The 16,799-nt window shown below is 44.3% G+C and carries 22 protein-coding genes; 11 read left to right on the top strand and 11 right to left on the bottom strand.

Annotated elements, in window-relative coordinates; translation table 11 throughout:
• Nucleotides 1-115: 115 nt before the first annotated feature.
• Together F6K63_RS07270 and F6K63_RS07265 are read left to right on the top strand one after the other, a co-directional pair.
• Complete coding sequence (locus tag F6K63_RS07270) at nucleotides 116-1,705, top strand: B12-binding domain-containing radical SAM protein (protein ID WP_044493448.1); 1,590 nt, start codon at nucleotides 116-118, stop codon at nucleotides 1,703-1,705.
• 321 nt (nucleotides 1,706-2,026) lie between these two features.
• Nucleotides 2,027-2,839 carry an SDR family oxidoreductase gene (locus F6K63_RS07265; protein ID WP_287311459.1) on the top strand — a complete coding sequence of 271 codons (813 nt, stop codon included), beginning with the start codon at nucleotides 2,027-2,029 and terminating at the stop codon, nucleotides 2,837-2,839.
• Between the two features lie 171 nt (nucleotides 2,840-3,010).
• On the opposite strand, the gene dacB is transcribed toward F6K63_RS07265, so the two are convergent.
• The 5 genes from dacB to F6K63_RS07240 all read right to left on the bottom strand — a co-directional run bounded on the left by dacB (nucleotide 3,011) and on the right by F6K63_RS07240 (nucleotide 7,805).
• Nucleotides 3,011-3,943 (bottom strand): D-alanyl-D-alanine carboxypeptidase/D-alanyl-D-alanine endopeptidase, encoded by a 933-nt coding sequence (gene dacB / locus F6K63_RS07260; protein WP_008185355.1) that lies wholly within the window; start codon nucleotides 3,941-3,943, stop codon nucleotides 3,011-3,013.
• A 506-nt stretch (nucleotides 3,944-4,449) separates the two neighbouring features.
• Entirely contained in the window at nucleotides 4,450-4,827 is a 378-nt protein-coding gene (locus F6K63_RS07255) for a hypothetical protein (RefSeq protein WP_287251626.1), read from the bottom strand.
• A gap of 234 nt (nucleotides 4,828-5,061) precedes the next feature.
• Nucleotides 5,062-5,250, bottom strand: coding sequence for a hypothetical protein (locus F6K63_RS07250; RefSeq protein WP_131827108.1), 189 nt, complete (start codon nucleotides 5,248-5,250; stop codon nucleotides 5,062-5,064).
• An 11-nt stretch (nucleotides 5,251-5,261) separates the two neighbouring features.
• Nucleotides 5,262-5,447, bottom strand: a complete 186-nt coding sequence (locus tag F6K63_RS07245; protein WP_287311457.1) for a hypothetical protein — start codon at nucleotides 5,445-5,447, stop codon at nucleotides 5,262-5,264.
• Nucleotides 5,448-6,032: 585 nt separating this feature from the next.
• Nucleotides 6,033-7,805, bottom strand: a complete 1,773-nt coding sequence (locus tag F6K63_RS07240; RefSeq protein ID WP_081431889.1) for an asparaginase — start codon at nucleotides 7,803-7,805, stop codon at nucleotides 6,033-6,035.
• A gap of 356 nt (nucleotides 7,806-8,161) precedes the next feature.
• Here F6K63_RS07240 and F6K63_RS07235 point away from each other — a divergent pair, with 356 nt between their 5' ends.
• Nucleotides 8,162-8,590 carry a DUF29 domain-containing protein gene (locus tag F6K63_RS07235; RefSeq protein ID WP_044494509.1) on the top strand — a complete coding sequence of 143 codons (429 nt, stop codon included), beginning with the start codon at nucleotides 8,162-8,164 and terminating at the stop codon, nucleotides 8,588-8,590.
• 236 nt (nucleotides 8,591-8,826) lie between these two features.
• Here the strand turns inward: F6K63_RS07235 and F6K63_RS07230 are convergent, their stop codons facing one another.
• From F6K63_RS07230 to F6K63_RS07220, 3 genes are all read right to left on the bottom strand, one after another.
• Nucleotides 8,827-9,171, bottom strand: coding sequence for a PIN domain-containing protein (locus F6K63_RS07230; protein WP_502708285.1), 345 nt, complete (start codon nucleotides 9,169-9,171; stop codon nucleotides 8,827-8,829).
• 241 nt (nucleotides 9,172-9,412) lie between these two features.
• Nucleotides 9,413-9,979, bottom strand: a complete 567-nt coding sequence (locus F6K63_RS07225) for a hypothetical protein (protein WP_287311455.1) — start codon at nucleotides 9,977-9,979, stop codon at nucleotides 9,413-9,415.
• A 150-nt stretch (nucleotides 9,980-10,129) separates the two neighbouring features.
• On the bottom strand, nucleotides 10,130-10,381 hold the full coding sequence (locus F6K63_RS07220; protein WP_287311454.1) for a hypothetical protein: 252 nt from the start codon (nucleotides 10,379-10,381) through the stop codon (nucleotides 10,130-10,132).
• Between F6K63_RS07220 and F6K63_RS07215 the strand changes: the two genes are divergently transcribed.
• Entirely contained in the window at nucleotides 10,371-10,793 is a 423-nt protein-coding gene (locus tag F6K63_RS07215; protein ID WP_287311452.1) for a hypothetical protein, read from the top strand. The two genes, F6K63_RS07220 and F6K63_RS07215, sit on opposite strands and share 11 nt — an antisense overlap.
• An 18-nt stretch (nucleotides 10,794-10,811) precedes the next feature.
• On the opposite strand, the gene F6K63_RS07210 is transcribed toward F6K63_RS07215, so the two are convergent.
• Together F6K63_RS07210 and F6K63_RS07205 are read right to left on the bottom strand one after the other, a co-directional pair.
• The gene (locus tag F6K63_RS07210; RefSeq protein ID WP_267872032.1) at nucleotides 10,812-10,937 is read right to left on the bottom strand and encodes a hypothetical protein; all 126 of its coding nucleotides are present in this window, start codon (nucleotides 10,935-10,937) and stop codon (nucleotides 10,812-10,814) included.
• Nucleotides 10,938-11,106: 169 nt separating this feature from the next.
• A complete protein-coding gene (locus F6K63_RS07205; protein ID WP_143764212.1) occupies nucleotides 11,107-11,367 on the bottom strand; it encodes a hypothetical protein in 261 nt (86 codons plus the stop codon).
• 136 nt (nucleotides 11,368-11,503) lie between these two features.
• Here F6K63_RS07205 and F6K63_RS07200 point away from each other — a divergent pair, with 136 nt between their 5' ends.
• The 6 genes from F6K63_RS07200 to F6K63_RS07175 all read left to right on the top strand — a co-directional run bounded on the left by F6K63_RS07200 (nucleotide 11,504) and on the right by F6K63_RS07175 (nucleotide 14,462).
• Nucleotides 11,504-11,662, top strand: a complete 159-nt coding sequence (locus F6K63_RS07200) for a hypothetical protein (RefSeq protein ID WP_287255897.1) — start codon at nucleotides 11,504-11,506, stop codon at nucleotides 11,660-11,662.
• A 46-nt stretch (nucleotides 11,663-11,708) separates the two neighbouring features.
• Nucleotides 11,709-11,876, top strand: a complete 168-nt coding sequence (locus F6K63_RS07195) for a hypothetical protein (RefSeq protein ID WP_287255895.1) — start codon at nucleotides 11,709-11,711, stop codon at nucleotides 11,874-11,876.
• Nucleotides 11,877-12,006: 130 nt separating this feature from the next.
• Nucleotides 12,007-12,183, top strand: coding sequence for a hypothetical protein (locus F6K63_RS07190; RefSeq protein ID WP_009149730.1), 177 nt, complete (start codon nucleotides 12,007-12,009; stop codon nucleotides 12,181-12,183).
• Nucleotides 12,184-12,440: 257 nt separating this feature from the next.
• Nucleotides 12,441-13,016 carry a Uma2 family endonuclease gene (locus F6K63_RS07185; protein WP_287311472.1) on the top strand — a complete coding sequence of 192 codons (576 nt, stop codon included), beginning with the start codon at nucleotides 12,441-12,443 and terminating at the stop codon, nucleotides 13,014-13,016.
• 25 nt (nucleotides 13,017-13,041) lie between these two features.
• Nucleotides 13,042-13,503, top strand: a complete 462-nt coding sequence (locus F6K63_RS07180) for a DUF29 domain-containing protein (protein WP_287252920.1) — start codon at nucleotides 13,042-13,044, stop codon at nucleotides 13,501-13,503.
• Between the two features lie 302 nt (nucleotides 13,504-13,805).
• Nucleotides 13,806-14,462, top strand: a complete 657-nt coding sequence (locus F6K63_RS07175) for a Uma2 family endonuclease (protein WP_009149721.1) — start codon at nucleotides 13,806-13,808, stop codon at nucleotides 14,460-14,462.
• A gap of 515 nt (nucleotides 14,463-14,977) precedes the next feature.
• Here the strand turns inward: F6K63_RS07175 and F6K63_RS07170 are convergent.
• Nucleotides 14,978-15,883, bottom strand: a complete 906-nt coding sequence (locus F6K63_RS07170; protein ID WP_287311450.1) for an aspartoacylase — start codon at nucleotides 15,881-15,883, stop codon at nucleotides 14,978-14,980.
• 175 nt (nucleotides 15,884-16,058) lie between these two features.
• Between F6K63_RS07170 and F6K63_RS07165 the strand changes: the two genes are divergently transcribed.
• Nucleotides 16,059-16,628, top strand: a complete 570-nt coding sequence (locus F6K63_RS07165) for a DUF1802 family protein (RefSeq protein WP_009149717.1) — start codon at nucleotides 16,059-16,061, stop codon at nucleotides 16,626-16,628.
• Nucleotides 16,629-16,799: the final 171 nt, after the last annotated feature.

Raw genomic sequence — 16,799 nt, 5'->3', positions numbered from 1 at the left:
GGCAATCCGCCAACGACATCTTTCCAACTCTGGTTAAGTTAAGCCAGCTGTGATCAATTGATACATTCTGATAAATCAATTCCGGAAAACCTAACTATCGTTTCAGGTGCCACTTATGCGAGTTTTACTGCTATATCCTCTGTTTCCGAAAAGTTTCTGGTCAATGGAGAAAACCATTGAGTTGGTGAATCGCAAGGCACTGGTGCCACCCCTAGGTTTGGTGACAGTAGCGGCGATATTACCTCAGACATGGTCCTTTAAACTGGTTGACCGCAATGTATGTGAGGTAACGGAGGCAGAATGGGATTGGGCTGAGATAGTGATTATCTCAGGTATGATCGTCCAGAAAAAGGATTTTCTTGAGCAAATTCAGGAAGCTAAGCGCCGTGGGAAAAAGGTAGCCGTTGGTGGTCCTTACCCGACCACCTCACCCCACGAACCTGAAGGGGCTGGGGCAGATTACTTGATTTTGGATGAAGGGGAAATTACCCTACCGATGTTTGTCTCAGCGATTGAACGGGGCGAGAGTCAAGGGGTGTTTCGTGCCAATGGTGAGAAGCCGGATGTGACGGAGAGCCCAATCCCCCGTTTTGATCTTCTCGACCTCGAAGCCTATGACACTATGGCAATCCAGTTCTCTCGGGGCTGTCCATTTCAGTGCGAATTCTGCGATATTATTGTCCTCTACGGTCGCAAACCCCGCACCAAAACTCCCGAGCAGTTGTTAGCTGAACTAGAACGCCTCTTAGAACTGAATTTCCAAGGGGGGATTTTTCTAGTCGATGACAACTTTATTGGCAATAAGCGCAATGTCAAGATTCTGCTGAAAGCCATGAAAGTCTGGATGGCTGAACACGAGTATCCTTTTAACTTCATCACAGAAGCTTCCGTGGATTTGGCTCAAGACCAAGAACTGATCGACCTGATGGTCGATTGTAATTTTAAAGCGGTCTTTTTGGGCATTGAAACTCCTGATGAAGACAGCCTTACCCTGACTAAAAAGTTGCAAAATACTCGGGATTCTCTGAGTGAATCGGTGGATGCAATTACCCAGGCAGGTATCAGGGTGATGGCTGGGTTTATCATGGGCTTTGATGGGGAAAAACCTGGCGCAGGCGATCGCATTGTCCAGTTTATTGAGAAAACGTCGATTCCTATTGCTTTTTTTAGTATGTTGCAGGCATTGCCTAATACTGCTCTGTGGCATCGCCTTGAGAAAGAAGGACGACTTATCGATGGTGGGGCTAATATTAACCAAACGACTTTGCTCAATTTTGTGCCAACTCGGCCTGTGGAAGAAATTGCTCGTGAATATGTGGAGGCGTTTTGGAGACTGTATGACCCAGAGCGATTTTTAAACCGCATCTACAACTACTTGATGAAGCTGGGTCTACCAAGGCATGGTGTATCTCGTCCGATCGATTGGATAACTATCCGGGCGCTACTAACCATATGCTGGCGACAAGGGGTTGTCCGTAAGACCCGCTGGACGTTCTGGAAGAGTCTGTTTAAGCTGATTCAGCAGAAACCGAAAGTGGTCGGCTCTTTCTTTGTACTTTGTGCCTACGCAGAACACTTCCTGGAATATCGCCAAATTGTCCGTGACCAAATTGAGGCTCAGCTGGCTGAATTTATGACTAATAAACCAGCACCTTTACCGGCTAAGAATGAGGAAGTGGCGGTAAGCGAATCCGCGATCGCATAATTCATTCTTTAGGGAACAGCGGATCTGGGAACAGGGCAAAAATTGGTGTACCTGATGACGATCACAACTGCTAGATAAGAGTGCGATCGCAAAACGTTGCGTCAGTCTTGGAATGAATAGGAGTAGAGTGGGCATCCTGCCCGCCCCAAAATAAGGAGGAAACTGGCAAGATGCCAGTTCTACACAAGATGCCAGTTCCACGCCTGATGCCCATTCTACAGGTGCGACCCGACTCCCGATTCCCGACTCCCTGTTCCCTATTCCCTGTTCCCTATTCCCTGTTCCCTTAAAAATTAAGGCTCCTTCGGAATAGACTCAACCATGACCTTCAATCAACAGCACGCTATTATCACAGGGGGTTCCAGTGGGATTGGCAAAGCCACTGCCAAATTATTAGCCCAGAAGGGAGCTAATCTGACCTTGATTGCTAGGGATACAGCTAAGCTAGAGCAGGCTAAAGTCGAGATTGAAGGGATGGGAACAGATCCGCAAGCAAAAATTATAACTATTTCTGCTGATGTTTCCCAGCAGATACAGGTAGAAACAGCCATTGAGCAAGCAATCGACCAAATCGGTCCGGCTGACCTATTAATCACTAGCGCTGGTATTGCTCATCCCGGTTACTTCCAAGAGCTGCCCATAGAGGTATTTGAACAAACCATGGCAGTTAACTATTTTGGTTCCCTCTATGCAATTAAAGCAGTACTACCCAGCATGGTAAAGCAACACAAGGGTCATATTGTACTGCTATCTTCCGGTGCTGGACTGATTGGTATTTATGGCTATACCCCTTACAGTCCCAGTAAATTTGCCCTGCGGGGTTTAACGGAATCCTTACGGGGTGAGTTAAAGCCCCAAGGCATTCATGTTTCTATTGTCTATCCTCCCGATACCGATACCCCACAACTGGAAGCAGAAAATAAAACTAAGCCCCTGGAAACTAAGATGATTACTGGCAGTGCCCAGATGTGGAGTGCAACTGCTGTAGCGAATCAGATTGTACGAGGTATTGAGAAAAAGCAGTTTGGGATCATGCCAGGATTCGAGATGAGATTACTAGGCCGGTTTCATAGTTTGCTCGCTCCGGTATTGAATTGGTATTTTGATCGGATTGTTGCAGGGAATAGGGAATAGGGAATAGGGAATAGGGAATAGGGAATAGGGAGAAGACTAGTTTGAAGGATTAGACAGTCGGGAGTCGGGAGTCGGGAGTCGGGAGTCGGATAATTACCCTTAATAAAAATCTCCCCATCTCCCCATCTCCCCATCTCCCCATCTCCCCGCGCCCCCGCCCCACACTCTCTATCAACTACAAGGCATCAGCTGAGTCAATCGCAGAACAATCTGATCAATTCCTTTTTCTAAGACTTTGCCTGACTGGGATGGTTGATTAACCATGATGCTAAATACAATAGTTCCGTAATCGGGATGTTCTAGATATCCAGACAGAGCTTTCACTCCTCTGAGGGTGCCGGTTTTGGCCTGAACTTTGGTTTGTGTAGAGGGATGACGCAACCGATTTTTGAGGGTACCGCTCACTCCTGCAACCGGTAAAGAGGCTAGGAAAACTTCGTTATTATTGGCATCACTCATCCCTTTGAGAGTGGTTACAAATACCTCTGGAGTCGCTAAATTTTTCCGGGATAAGCCAGACCCATCTACCAGTCGATAACTATTAGGGTCAACTCCCAATTCCGCCAAAGCATCCTGCACTACTTCCGACCCGCCAATATAGCGCAATAAGGTATCAGCATAGCTATTGTGGCTTTTTAGATTCGTTATCTTTACCCATTCTTCCATTGACTTAGAGCGAATCGGAGTATTGGGATGAAGCTTGTTTAATGCTGCCGCTGTAGTTAATAGTTTGATGTTAGAAGCAGGGATAAAGTATTGATTAGCATTGTGGCTGTAAAAAATCTTCTCTTCCGATAACGATTCAACCAAAATCCCCCATTTACCTCTGGCAAAAGAAGGATGATCGATAATCGAGTCAATCACTGGTGGCAGAAACTCCGGACAAATGCCATTCTTGTTGCTTTCGGGAGGGGGAACAGGGATTTTAATGGAATCTGGATCTGTGTCTGGAGGAAGGACAGAAATTTCCAGAGATTTTTCCTGTTGCCTTAAGTCCGCAACTGTTCTAGCGCTAGCTTTTTTAGACGTAATAGGAGTTACCGTAGTGAGCACAGCTACAGTTAGCATTCCTAAGGATTTCAACCAATAATTCAATTGGGTCATAGTGAGGTAGTCGTGTTGCTACAATTCAACAAGCACTAACAGATCAAAAAAAGCATTGGTAGTTTAGGGTTTTATCCCAAACTACATCCTACAATACCTTTGACAAAACTGAAGAATTTTTCGTTGCTTAATTAAAAATAAGCATCCCAAAAATCAAGACATTATAATAGTCCCGATCTAGACTATGACTATTCTTTCAATATTCCTGAATTTTATTCAAAAACAGATTATATTTCTATGAATCTTAGATGAATTTATCCATTTTTTTTTTAAGGTTGTTCCCTCTTGGGGTTCCTTGTCAGGTGGGTTGTTCGCGTAGCGTGGCCTTTGGCCAAGGTTACAGGTTGAAGGTTACAGGTTGAAGGTTGAAGGTTGAAGGTTACAGGTTGAAGGTTGTTGACCCTGGGGGTTTGAGTCTGGTGGGTTTAAGGTGAGTTTTATGTTAGTCCACCCACAGGTACTTCAATTTGTAATAGGGGAAATAATACATCAAATCTGGTTAGGTTTCAGCAGTTTGCGTTCGCGTAGCGTGGCCGAAAGGCCATCCCATTAAGGATTAGATACCGCAAGGTCAAAAAGTAGGGTGTGTTAGGGGCGCGCCTTGCCATCATATTCAACTTCGTAGCCAGTAGCCCCGTAACGCACCACCACAAGGCTTGCCCTGATTTTCCGCCTCTTTGCGCCTGCTTGGCACAGCCCGCCCGAAAATAATTGTCACGGGCAAGATGCCCGTGCCACAACAACATGCCCGTGCCACAACAACATGCCCGTGCCACAACAACATGCCCATGGTACTTACCGGGTCCGCTACCAAAAGTCGAAAGAACGGGCAAGATGCCCATTCCACGGCAGGATAGATAATCGTGATTTTTTGATGCCATCATGGAAGTAGCTCCTACTTCGTTGGGAGGAAAGCCGCGCTGGGGATGGTTAACGGGCATATCCAGCGCGGTTATTAGTTTCAGCGTCTACTTTCTATACTATACATAACTCCTTGAAAAAATGCAAGGGATAATTAATTATTATTACATTTATTTACAATTATTGTGTATCCCATTTTTTTAAATAAATTATGTGTAATTTATGGTTAGGTTTTTCCTTAGTTTAGCCGTTAGCTATTACCTGATATAGTTAGGGAGGGTGGGCAGTGCTTGAAACCAATAAAAACAGATAGCGATCGCATTAATAGCACTGCCCACCTCAGGATTAATCACAATCGAAAAAGTTAGGGAGGGTGGGCAGTGCTTGAAACCAATAAAAACAGATAGCGATCGCATTAATAGCACTGCCCACCCTAGGATTATCAATTTTGGCTCTCCTAGAAAAAGTTAGGTAGGGTGGGCAGTACTTGAAACCGATAAAAACAGATAGCGATCGCATTAATAGCACTGCCCACCTCAGGATTAATCACAATCGAAAAAGTTAGGTAGGGTGGGCAGTGCTTGAAACCAATAAAAACAGATAGCGATCGCATTAATAGCACTGCCCACCCTAGGATTATCAATTTTGGCTCTCCTAGGGTGGCTATGATAAATTAGTATAAAATAATCGCCATAGCCCTTACTAAGTAAGGTTTTGAGCCCACCTCAGGATTAATCACAATCGAAAAAGTTAGGTAGGGTGGGCAGTGCTTGAAACTGATAATAATAGCTAGGGTCCCCATTAATAGGCACTGCCCACCCTAGGATTATAAATTTTGTACTCTTGAATTCAACTAAAACAGTTTCTAGCCTAATGAGGTAGACAATATTTTTTATCTGTTCCCTGATCAGTCAATCCCGTAGGGTCTCCTGATGGAGTATCCCGTAGTTCCTGTCTGGTGGGCAGTGGATCAGATAGATTTACCAAGCTTGCCAATCCCCTTAGCCACTGCCCACCCTACGATTCTAATTATCATGTCCGGATAATTACCTGGTGGGCAGTGGATCAGATAGATTTACCAAGCTTGCTAATCCCCTTAGCCACTGCCTACCCTACGATTCTAATTATCATATCCGGATAATTCCCCTTAATCAAAATCTCCCCCATCTCCCCATCTCCCCATCTCCCCACCCTACCGTTAATTATGGATATTCAAGCGGACTTGATATTATTTCTTCTTGCCCTTACCCTGGGATTTATGTTTGCCCTTACCCTGGGACTGTTCGGGGGAAATCGGTTCGGGATAAATATAGACAGGCTCTTTGCCGTAATTCTGGATATAAAGTTTGGTGCCACCATCAGTAGTTTCACCTTCTAGGATCAGCTTGGATGAGCGGGTGTCAGGATCTGGTTGCGCCGGTGCCTGATAAACAGCTTGGTTGTCCCGGTCATAGAAGATTAATTGACCGTCTTCTTGCATATGCAATTGACCGGGCAACTTGGCAGAGCTGGGATCCTCAAGCAAAACGAAAGGCTGTTCTAAGCTAGTGCCACTTAAGACTGGACCCTGTCCGGGCTCGTTGGTCAAAATGGCAGTGCCATCAAGAGCCATAATCGTCTCTCCCGGCGCTAAGAAGCCTTCTCCTCTGGCATCGAGAACGTTGACATCCATAATCTCGCCGACGAGATTGGTCATCATCAGTTCTTTAATCTTGTATTGATCCCAGTTATAGTATTTAGCTAAGAGCTTTAAGTAAGTCAGCTTGCTGGCAGCCGCAATTGGGGTCATATCATAAGCACCAACTGCTCCTACCTGACTCAGCCAGGAACCTGCTGCATAAGTCTGGGAATTGACAATCCCGCTGAGAACCTGTGTACAGTCAACGATCACCGTACCGTTGTTATTAGCTTCTTGGAGAGTTTTATAAATCGCCCCATTCTCAGGAGTGTCTGGATTGCCAGAAGGGAAATTCCCTGCCCCATAAGACTCCAGAATTAAACCATCTACTCCCTGATTAATACAGGCCGCCAGCATATCCCCAAGTACGCTGGTATTGGGGTCAGTAGAGACATCATAATAGGCGGGGAAAGCGGAAAAGGGAAGAACGGTAGTGTCGTTAATATTATCGTTAATGTAGGTTAGTTGAGCCAATAAAGCGTCATAAGCAGGCTCGCCCTGGACAGAGAGTGCCAGGGAGGGGTCTGTGGGCAAGGGGCGCACGAGTTTGTTGTTCACGTCAAACTCTAACCCATATTCCCCAATATTGGGATAGTTGGGAGTGGAGAAGGCTTTGAACTCACTGGCGTTGGTCTTGACCGTGCGATTGCCCCTCATTAAGGTGGAATCAAAGTACAGACAAACTTCAGGTACACCTTCACAACAGGAGGTTACGGCACCACAGACGTTTTGGAGTGCATCGGTGTTGAAACGTACAGTATAGGAAGAGTCCGCTTTCTCTACAAATAGTGGCAGTTGGGACCCAGTCACAACCACCGGCTTGCTCAACAAAGCGTTATAGTTGCCATCGCTATCCAGCCCCGTCATCAAAAACGACAGTATCGAAGCCGTCCAAGCCATGGTGTCCGTGCCATGGAGCACAATAAAAGCCTGATAGCTGCCGTAGGCTTCTAGGATTGCCATCGCAATTGTACACCAGTCTTTCGGCTGCAAGTTGGTACTGTCGAGAGTGCTGTTATTCGGACCAAACCCGATATCAATATAACCAATGGTACAATCGGGATATTGACTTTGAATAATCGGCAAAATATTCTCATCAAACGCCTTTTGGAAACCAACAGTATCTAGTGGATACAGCCCATCAGGTCCCTGCACAGAACCAATCGTGCCCCCTGTGTATAAAATCCCTATGTTCATTAAACAATTAGAAAATTTGTTTGCTACTAAAGTATACAGAATTGATGGAAAAAGGGAACAGGGAGTCGGGAGTTGGCAGTTGGGAGTCGGGAGTCGGGAGTCGGGAGTCGGGGAAAGAGTTACCATAGAGGAATACTCCTTTTTTACGCCGCCATCGCTTATATTTGTAAGCCTATAGCCAAGTTAATAAAGAGTTACCAACTCCACAAATACTACAGTTAGCCTAGAAGCGCGATCGCATCTGCCAATCCATGACAGCAGTAGGGTGGGCAGTGGCTGATGATATAGATTCACGGCTGCTGGCGATTCTCTGTGGAATGGGCATCTTGCGTGGAACTGGCATCTTGCCAGTTTCAATATATTTTCGTGCGGGCAGGATGCCCACTCTACTATTTTCGTGCGGGCAGGATGCCCACTCTACTCCTATTCATTCTAAGACTGACGCAACGTCAAAATCTGAAATAACATTAGTATCTAAAATCATGAAAACCTACACCTCTTATGACACTGACTACTATCAATGGATAAACGAAACGGTAGAAAATCTCCGAAACCGTAATTTTAGTGAAGTGGACTGGGATAATTTAATTGAAGAAATTGAAAGCATGGGTAAAAGTGAAAAACGAGCATTATTGAGTCTTTTAACCCGTCTTTTAGAACACTTGCTGAAACTGGCTTATTGGAAGTCTGAACAAGAACAAAACAGGAATCATTGGGCGGCTGAAGTGGTTAACTTTCGCGCCCAAATTAAAACTATTATTGAGGATAGCCCTAGCCTTCGTACTCAACTGGAAATTTTCTACAACAAAGCCCATCCTAGTGCGGTAAAATCCGTTTCTAAACTGTTTACACTTCCTCCAGAAGCGGAAATTGATTTCACACAAGCTTTGGATGAGGATTGGTTTCCATAACGCTTTGCGAGTTGTTTAAGTACATAGTTATGGTTGTTTAGGGAACAGGGAACAGGGAACAGGGAACAGTAAATAGAGCAATTGGCCTCTAAAATATTTTTGTTTCTGGGAAATTAATAAGCATAATTTATGGTTTTTGCGCACTGCTAAAGCGTTTTTAATAACTATAAATTACACATAATTTTCCCCCAATTACCGATTTCCGATTCCCTGTTTCCTACGTTACAAAACTTTAGTTATGTTACTCTATAGTCCCAGGGATTGATAATGGCAATATTACAGTTTTTAAAATCATCAACATTCCGAGTAGCAAGGGTAGCATGATGGCTATAACAAATAGCTGCAATTTGAGCATCGGCTTGAGAAATTGGTTGTCCTATTTTTTTTCTTTCGCATGCAATTGATGCAAAACTTACAGCCGCTTTTTGGTCAAAGTAAAGAATACGGCCTGAGAAGTCTTCTGTAAACATTAAGTTAGCCGCTTTTTGCCGTTCATCTTGTCTTTTACCTTGGGGTAAAATAGCCAGGGTAAGCGCAAGAAAAAATTGCCCATAATGTGCATTGGCTGGATATCGGTTGATCGTGGCTCGAAACCCCTATAATCTCGTAGAACTTGATTCTCAATAGAGTTTAATAGTTGAGAATTATCCCCTTTTTTTCTCAATAAGCTACAGCTTATTGATTCTTGCGCTTACCCTGGGTAAAATAGCAATACCATACATAATTTCGGCTTGAGTGATGGTAGTAGTATATAAGTTGGTTATGAGTTGTTGAGATGTCCAGTTAGAGACACTTACTGAACAGCTATAGCAATTCTCATAGCTATGAGGTACACAATTTCGGGATTTTAGGTAATAGGTAATAGGTAATAGGTAATAGGTAATAGGTAATAGGTAATAGGTAATAGGTAATAGGGAATAGGGAATAGGTAATAGGGAATAGGGAATAGGTAATAGGGAATAGGGAATAGGGAATAGGTAATAGGGAATAGGTAATAGGGAATAGGTAATAGGGAATAGGTAATAGGGAATAGGGAATAGGGAATAGGGAATAGGGAATAGGGAATAGGGAATAGGGAATAGGTAATAGGGAATAGGTAATAGGGAATAGGGAATAGGGAATAGGTAATAGGGAATAGGTAATAGGGAATAGGTAATAGGGAATAGGTAATAGGTAATAGGGAATAGGTAATAGGGAATAGGTAATAGGGAATAGGTAATAGGGAATAGGTAATAGGGAATAGGGAATAGGGAATAGGGAATAGGGAATAGGTAATAGGTAATAGGTAATAGGTAATAGGTAATAGGTAATAGGGAATAGGTAATAGGGAATAGGTAATAGGTAATAGGTAATAGGTAATAGGTAATAGGTAATAGGGATGCGCTGCATCAAGAGGTGCGACCCGTGGCGAATTTAATAATTAGATGCGGAAAGCGCACCTAACAGGGAATCAGCTTCAAAGAATACTGTACCTCATAACTGTGATCAACGCTATATTACCTTTCATCAACTCAGAAATAACATTAGTATCTAAAATGATCATTGATCAAATAGAGGAGGAGTACGCATTTTATCTCTGGGAATTTGGGTAATTTCTACATCTGATAAATGGGCAAAACGCTGTTTTATTCTCTCGGCAAGATTTAAGGATTTTTTGGAAGTTTCAGCTTTGCTTAAATCTTCGGGGAAATTAGTTTGTTGAGCGACTAACTTAAAAGTCTCAACAATTTCTGTAATGATAGCAATCTGTTTTGGACTTAGCTCACTCACATCGATTACTTTGTTTTCCATCACAAGTTTACTCGTTCGTTTACGTAATGGTATGCCTGATTATAGGCAAGCTATCAGCTATCAGATTATGCCCATAGCGCACACTAGAAATTATAATAAAATACCCCTTTGGTGGGCAGTGGGCAGTGGGCAGGGTTGGTGGGCAGTGGCTGATGATATATTCCCCAAGCTTGCCAATTTCGCGATTCTTGCCACTGCCCACCCTACGATTCTACTTGTACCCAGATCACCCCATCTCCCCATCTCCCCATCTCCCCATCTCCCCATCTCCCCATCTCCCCACGTAACAAAACGTGAGAAAAAACCTATTAGACATCTCCAAAAATTAACCTCAAACCCTTGCACTGCCTGGGTCAAAACCGAGTTTCTGGAGATGTCTATTGACACAGCCACAGCCAACTCAATAAGCTAAACCACAGAAAGTTTAATTCTATGGAGATGAAACCATGCCCAAGAAAAAACTAACCCCCAAACAGACCGCTCCTGTTTCTCGTAAGGTGGTGGCAAGGCAACGCTCCTGTTTCTCGTAAGGTGGTGGCAAGGCAATAGTGGGCAAGGCAACGCTCCTGTTTCTCGTAAGGTGGTGGCAAGGAAAAATGAGGGGCAAAATGAGGAGTCAGTCTCCGAGTCTCTCTCCCAGACAGGGCGTGGTGGCGCGTGGCGTAAATAAAAATCCTTTGGCGGGCGACGACGCAGAGTAGTGCCCTTAATTTACCACTATCCGATCAAAATGTCAAAATCCCTTTTTGGTCTCGGATGGCGCGCGATTTGCCTGGATAAATTTCCGAGCTACCTGTGCTACTAACTCGTTTTCGGTTACCACGGGAGCCGTGCCTGGCGGGCATTAGTCGCAGAAGGTTCCACCAAAATGCCCATTCCACGTCTGATGCCCATTCGGCATGCATATCAGTGGGGTGGGCATCCTGCCTGCTTGGGAATATTGATAACCGGCAAGATGCCGGTTCTACGCCTGATACCCGTTCCACCGACTGGGTCAAACAGCAATAATTAGATGCATCCTGAAGTAAAGCGCGAGGGCATTTGCTGGCTGCATGACAGATAAATGCATGACCGATAGAGTAAGAAATAGATAAAAAAAAGTAGTTTGGGCTCTGGTGGGCAGTGGCTGATCAGCTCTTCACCAACCTTGCCGATTTCGGTAGCTTGCCACTGCCCACCCTACGATTAATCTCCCGACTCCCGACTCCCGACTCCCGACTCCCGATTCCCGATTCCCGACTCCCGATTCCCGACTCCCGTTCCCCTCCTGGGAGGGGTTAGGGGTGGGTTCCGACTCCCGATTCCCGATTCCCGATTCCCCAAACCAGTGACCACCACCTACTCCCCCCAAGTTACCTATCAGTGGCTCGAAAACTTTGATGCTACTACCTCCTTAGAATACGATGACTACACCTGCCCCAGCATTGCTAGCCACTGGCAATGTGCCAGCCTTTTAGGAGAACTGCTGGGTTTAGCAGCAGTGGAAAAGGATTAAATGGTAGGCTTGCTGGTGGCAGAACTGCGCAAAGACCCCAAAACCGACACCACTACTGCTGTCATTCTTTCCCTGTTCGTCCACCCGGAAAACCGCCGACAGGGGGTTCCAACGGCGTGGCCGTGGTGCCATGCTGATTGCAGAGTCTATCATGGCTCAACTCCAGAGCGATATTCCTTACTATACCTGTGCGGTGGGAGAGAGCAACCAACCCATGCTTCAATTCGTGGATCGTCGCCTTAAACCTTACTTGACGTCATTGACTGAAGCGTATCGGAGTAGTAAGAAGTTAGGGAGTAGGGAGTAGGGAGTAGGGAGTAGGGAGTAGGGAGTGTGGGGAGTGTGGGGAGTGTGGGGAGATGGGGAGATTGGTATTAATGGTAATTATCCTAAAATTATATTAGTAAGTAGGGTGTGTTAGCCGCTAGGCGTAACGCACCGGACTTTCCACGTGAACTATGAATGGTGTGTTAGCTGATTAGCTGATTAGCTGTTCGCGTAGCGTGCGCGTAGCGCATTAGCTGATAGCTTACGTAATGCACCGGACTTTGCCGGTGAACAATGATGGTACAACTGACCCATAAATTTCAAAGCTTTGATGAGTATTTATCCTACAATGATAACTCAGAAAACTTCTATGAGTTATTTAATGGAGAGTTAATTGAAATGCCTCCAGAGTCGGGAGTAAATGTTGAAATTGCTACGTTTTTATTGATTAGCTTTGCTTTACTGGTAGGTCATCGTAGAGTCCGGGGTCAAGGATTAGAATTAGAAGTTAGAGGTGAACCGAAAAACCGTTATCCTGATTTGACCATTATTCGAGAAGAGCATATTCAACAATTATCAAAGCGTAATACCATTCGCCTCTCTATGTCACCGCCTTTATTAGTGGTTGAAGTGGTTAGCCCAGGAGAGTTACAACGAGAGCGAGACTATATTGCGAAAAGAATCCAATATCAGGATTGTGCTATTCCTGAATACTGGATTGTGGACCCGGAAAGTAAAACTATATTGGTTTTAAAACTGACAGGAACAAGTTATACAGAAGTTGGTAGCTTTTCTGGTGATGAGTTAGTGTTATCTCCTGGATTTAAGGATATTACTTTAAAAGTATCTGGAGTGTTTGATATAGAAAAGTAAGTGATATTTTTATGAACAATTGACTATGAGTAGTATAAATAGTAGTTTAGATTTAAAAAATCTCTACGACATTGATGATGTCCAATGGCTAGAAGAAACGATTAAGCTCCTGAAAAATAAAGAATTTAATCAACTAGATTGGGATAACTTAATTGAGGAGTTAGAGGATTTGGGCAGAGAGAAGAAAAATGCCGTAGCTAGCCTTTTAGAACAAGTTATCCGTCATTTATTATTCCTGCAATATTGGACAAGTGAATATGATTATAATGCAGTTCACTGGCAAGGGGAAATCTATAACTTCAGAATTCAGCTCAAACGTAAACTAACGACTAATCTCCGTAATTATCTAGATAATGAACTGAGTTCTATTTATAACGATGCCTTAGGATTTGTGACGATAAAAACTCAGAATTCCGTAAGTTTACCTCCAGAATGTCCCTACTGTCTTGACCAATTACTGGATATCGAATGGTTGCCGAAGGAATAAATCAGTTTTGAATAGTCGGGAATCGGGAGTCGGGAGCGGTGCGACCCAAGGGCGATTTACTCGCCCTAGGAGGCGCGCACCGAGGGAATCGGGAATCGGGATTATACTTAAGCTACAGGCAAAACGCTATAATTAGTAATTAGCAATTAATCAAAGTTTTATCAGCAATAAAATTCTGCATTCTCCCCATCTCCCTATCTCCTCATCTCCATCTCCCCATCTCCCCATCTCCCCATCTCCCCGCGCCCCCGCCCCACTCTTTCCCTGTTCCCTGTTAAATAACAAGTAAAGTAGAGCCAAAAATGATCACATCAACTGCCACAATTACTCGGGACCCGACTATTCCTCCTTTAGAAAATGGGGATCAACTAACCCTTGCTGAATTTGAGCGTCGCTATTCCGCTATGGCTGATTTGAAAAAAGCCGAATTAATTGAAGGAATTGTTTACATGGCATCTCCTGTACGAGCAAAAAAACATGGCAAACCCCATTCTCGGATTATGACATGGTTAGGAACCTATGAAGCAAGTAGACCAGGAGTAGAAACACTCGATAACACAACTGTGCGCCTAGATGCTGATAACGAAGTGCAACCTGATGCGTTATTGAGAATAGAACAAGATGGACAATCAATCATTACTGAGGATGATTATGTAGAAGGTGCGCCGGAGTTAATCGTAGAAATTGCGGCTAGCACTGTTTCTATTGATTTACATAAAAAATTAAACGTTTATCGTCGTAATGGAGTACAAGAATATTTGGTATGGCGAGTTGATGATGGTGAATTTGATTGGTTTCGGTTAAGGGAAGGGGACTATACTCAACTGGAAACCAATCCTGAGGGCATACTTTGTTCAGAAATTTTCCCTGGATTATGGTTAGATAAAGCGGCGTTATTAGCCGGAAATTTAGCCAAAGTTTTAGAAATATTGCAGCAGGGATTACAGAGTCAGGAGTAGGGAATCGGGAGTCGGGAGTCGGGAGCGGTGCGCGACCCAAGGGCGATTTACTCGCCCTAGGAGGCGCGCACCGAGGGAATCGGGAGTCGGGATTCTACTTAAGCTACAGGCAAAACGCTATAATTAGTAATTAGTAATTAATCAAAGTTTTATCAGCAATAAAATTCTGTATTCTCCCCATCTTCCCATCATATCATGTCCGGTTGAATACTTATACTAGGGGCAAAAACAAGGCAGAAGTCAGAAGGCAGAAGGCAGAAGGCAGAAGTAAAGGAGTAAGGTTTCAAGGGATAAAGTTTTTTATAACTAATTATCCGAACCTGATATCACCCCATCACCCCATCACCCCATCACCCCATCACCCCATCACCCCATCACCCTATATCTTTCCCGATTCCCGATTCCCGATTCCCGTTCCCCTCCTGGGAGGGGTTAGGGGTGGGTTCCGATTCCCGATTCCCGTTCCCCTCCTGGGAGGGGTTAGGGGTGGGTTCCGATTCCCGATTCCCTGTTCCCTACTCCCTAACTATCTCTTTTTTAGTCAAACACATCGCTACTCCTTTTTCATAGTAGGCAACTTCATTAATAAATACTGGCCAAACGGTGGCTTCTTCTTCATAGTAAATTGTGGTGCCATCGAAGGTAAGAAACATGGGGTCACCAGGATTAAGTTCTTGATAATCTCTGCCCTGGAGCTGAGGATGAATCATACCTTCTAGTTCACCAGCTTCGTTTCTGGGATAGTCAACTACTTTTAAATAGTGATAAATGGTTAGAGGATAAGTGTTTGATAATAGTTTACCGTTATTATAGTCTTCAATATAATCTAACGTGGCGTGAATTAAGGCTTCAGTTTTTTGAAAAATAGCGCCCTTGAGACTAGCTGGTGCAATGGGACCGACTTCAATACAACACCCGAAGTTAGATAGGGATCTTAGAAAGGTATTTTCTTTACCTGGTTCAATGGAACTATAAACTCTAACTAAGGGGTCAAGGGAACTCAGATAAGCAGCGAGTTGCAAATTAAAGGGGTCGTTGTTGACGAGAATTATAGTAAACCCCATATTAGCACTGGTACTGTGCAAATCTAGAATAAAATCTACCTTGGAATTGCCTTTTGGCCCTAGGGTTTGAGCTATCTCTTTGGCTCTGGTTTGTTCATAGAAAGAAAGCTCGTAATTTTCCAGGTCACTTTTAGCAAAGCAGCGGTTTAAGTCTGTATCAATATATCTCCTGGCAGCTTGAAAGGCTTGGGGATTACCGATCAGTGTCGAGGTTTCAAAACTAGGTCTAGTGATTAATTCTGGAAACTTATCAAATTTTTTGACTAGGTATACACCGGTAAATTCATTACCGTGGGTTCCTCCTACAATGGCGACTTTGTTAATAGTTTTACGGTTGTTTGCTTCAGAATTACTCATGGGTGGTTGGTATATGGATCTAATTTAAGGGAATCGGGAATCGGAACCCACCCCTCCCAGGAGGGGTTAGGGGTGGGTTCCGATTCCCGATTCCCTACTGAGAGTAATCTTGGCATTCTATCCTAGGAAAACGCAAACCTCTTATTGTTGTTGGAAAAATCCGATTACTAAACTTATGCTTTCAAGTACTACCCATGCCCTGAAAGAATGGGGTGTTGCGGTTGATGCCTTAGAAGCGGGCAAAACGATTATGCTGTTGCGCAAAGGGGGTATTCGTGAACAGGGCAACTGCTTCAGCGTGGCTCACCACCAGGTTTTACTCTACCCTACCTATGAGCATCAAAAGCCTAATTTGCTTAAACCTGACTATGCTGAACAAGTGAAACCTGTGCCCTCAGGTTGGCACCCGGAAACTGTTCGGATTGGTAGCTGGGCGTCTATTACTGATATTTTGCCGGTAACGGAGCAATCTACTATTGCTGCTCTGCTACCCTATCATATTTGGAATGAACAATTTGCCAGTGAGCGTTTGAAGTGGAAGCCACGTCAACCTTTATATGTATTGCTGTTGCGTACTTATCAGTTACCTGAGCCTGTGATCACTCCCTACCACCAAGAGTACGGAGGCTGTCGCTCATGGATTGATTTAGTTGAACCGATTTCTTACCAGGGAGTTGTACCGGTTTGGAATGATGGGGAGTATATCGAACAAGTCAGAGAAATTCGCAGTCTGATCGAGGATTGACTGGGAGCAACCACGCCACTTGCTCTGCGCACTCCCCCCAGTGGGCGCAGGGTCATCAAAGAAGATGGGTCTGAAACCCCGTCCTTCTAGGACGGCTTTGTGCTAAGATAGAAACGACGCAATGACCTAAAAAGAAAAGGTGAGATTCCTGGTAGTGGGACCCTTTGGTTA

The sequence above is a fragment of the Moorena sp. SIO1G6 genome (assembly GCF_010672795.1).
Lineage (GTDB): Bacteria > Cyanobacteriota > Cyanobacteriia > Cyanobacteriales > Coleofasciculaceae > Moorena > Moorena producens.
This window is presented reverse-complemented; position numbering and strand designations above follow the sequence as displayed.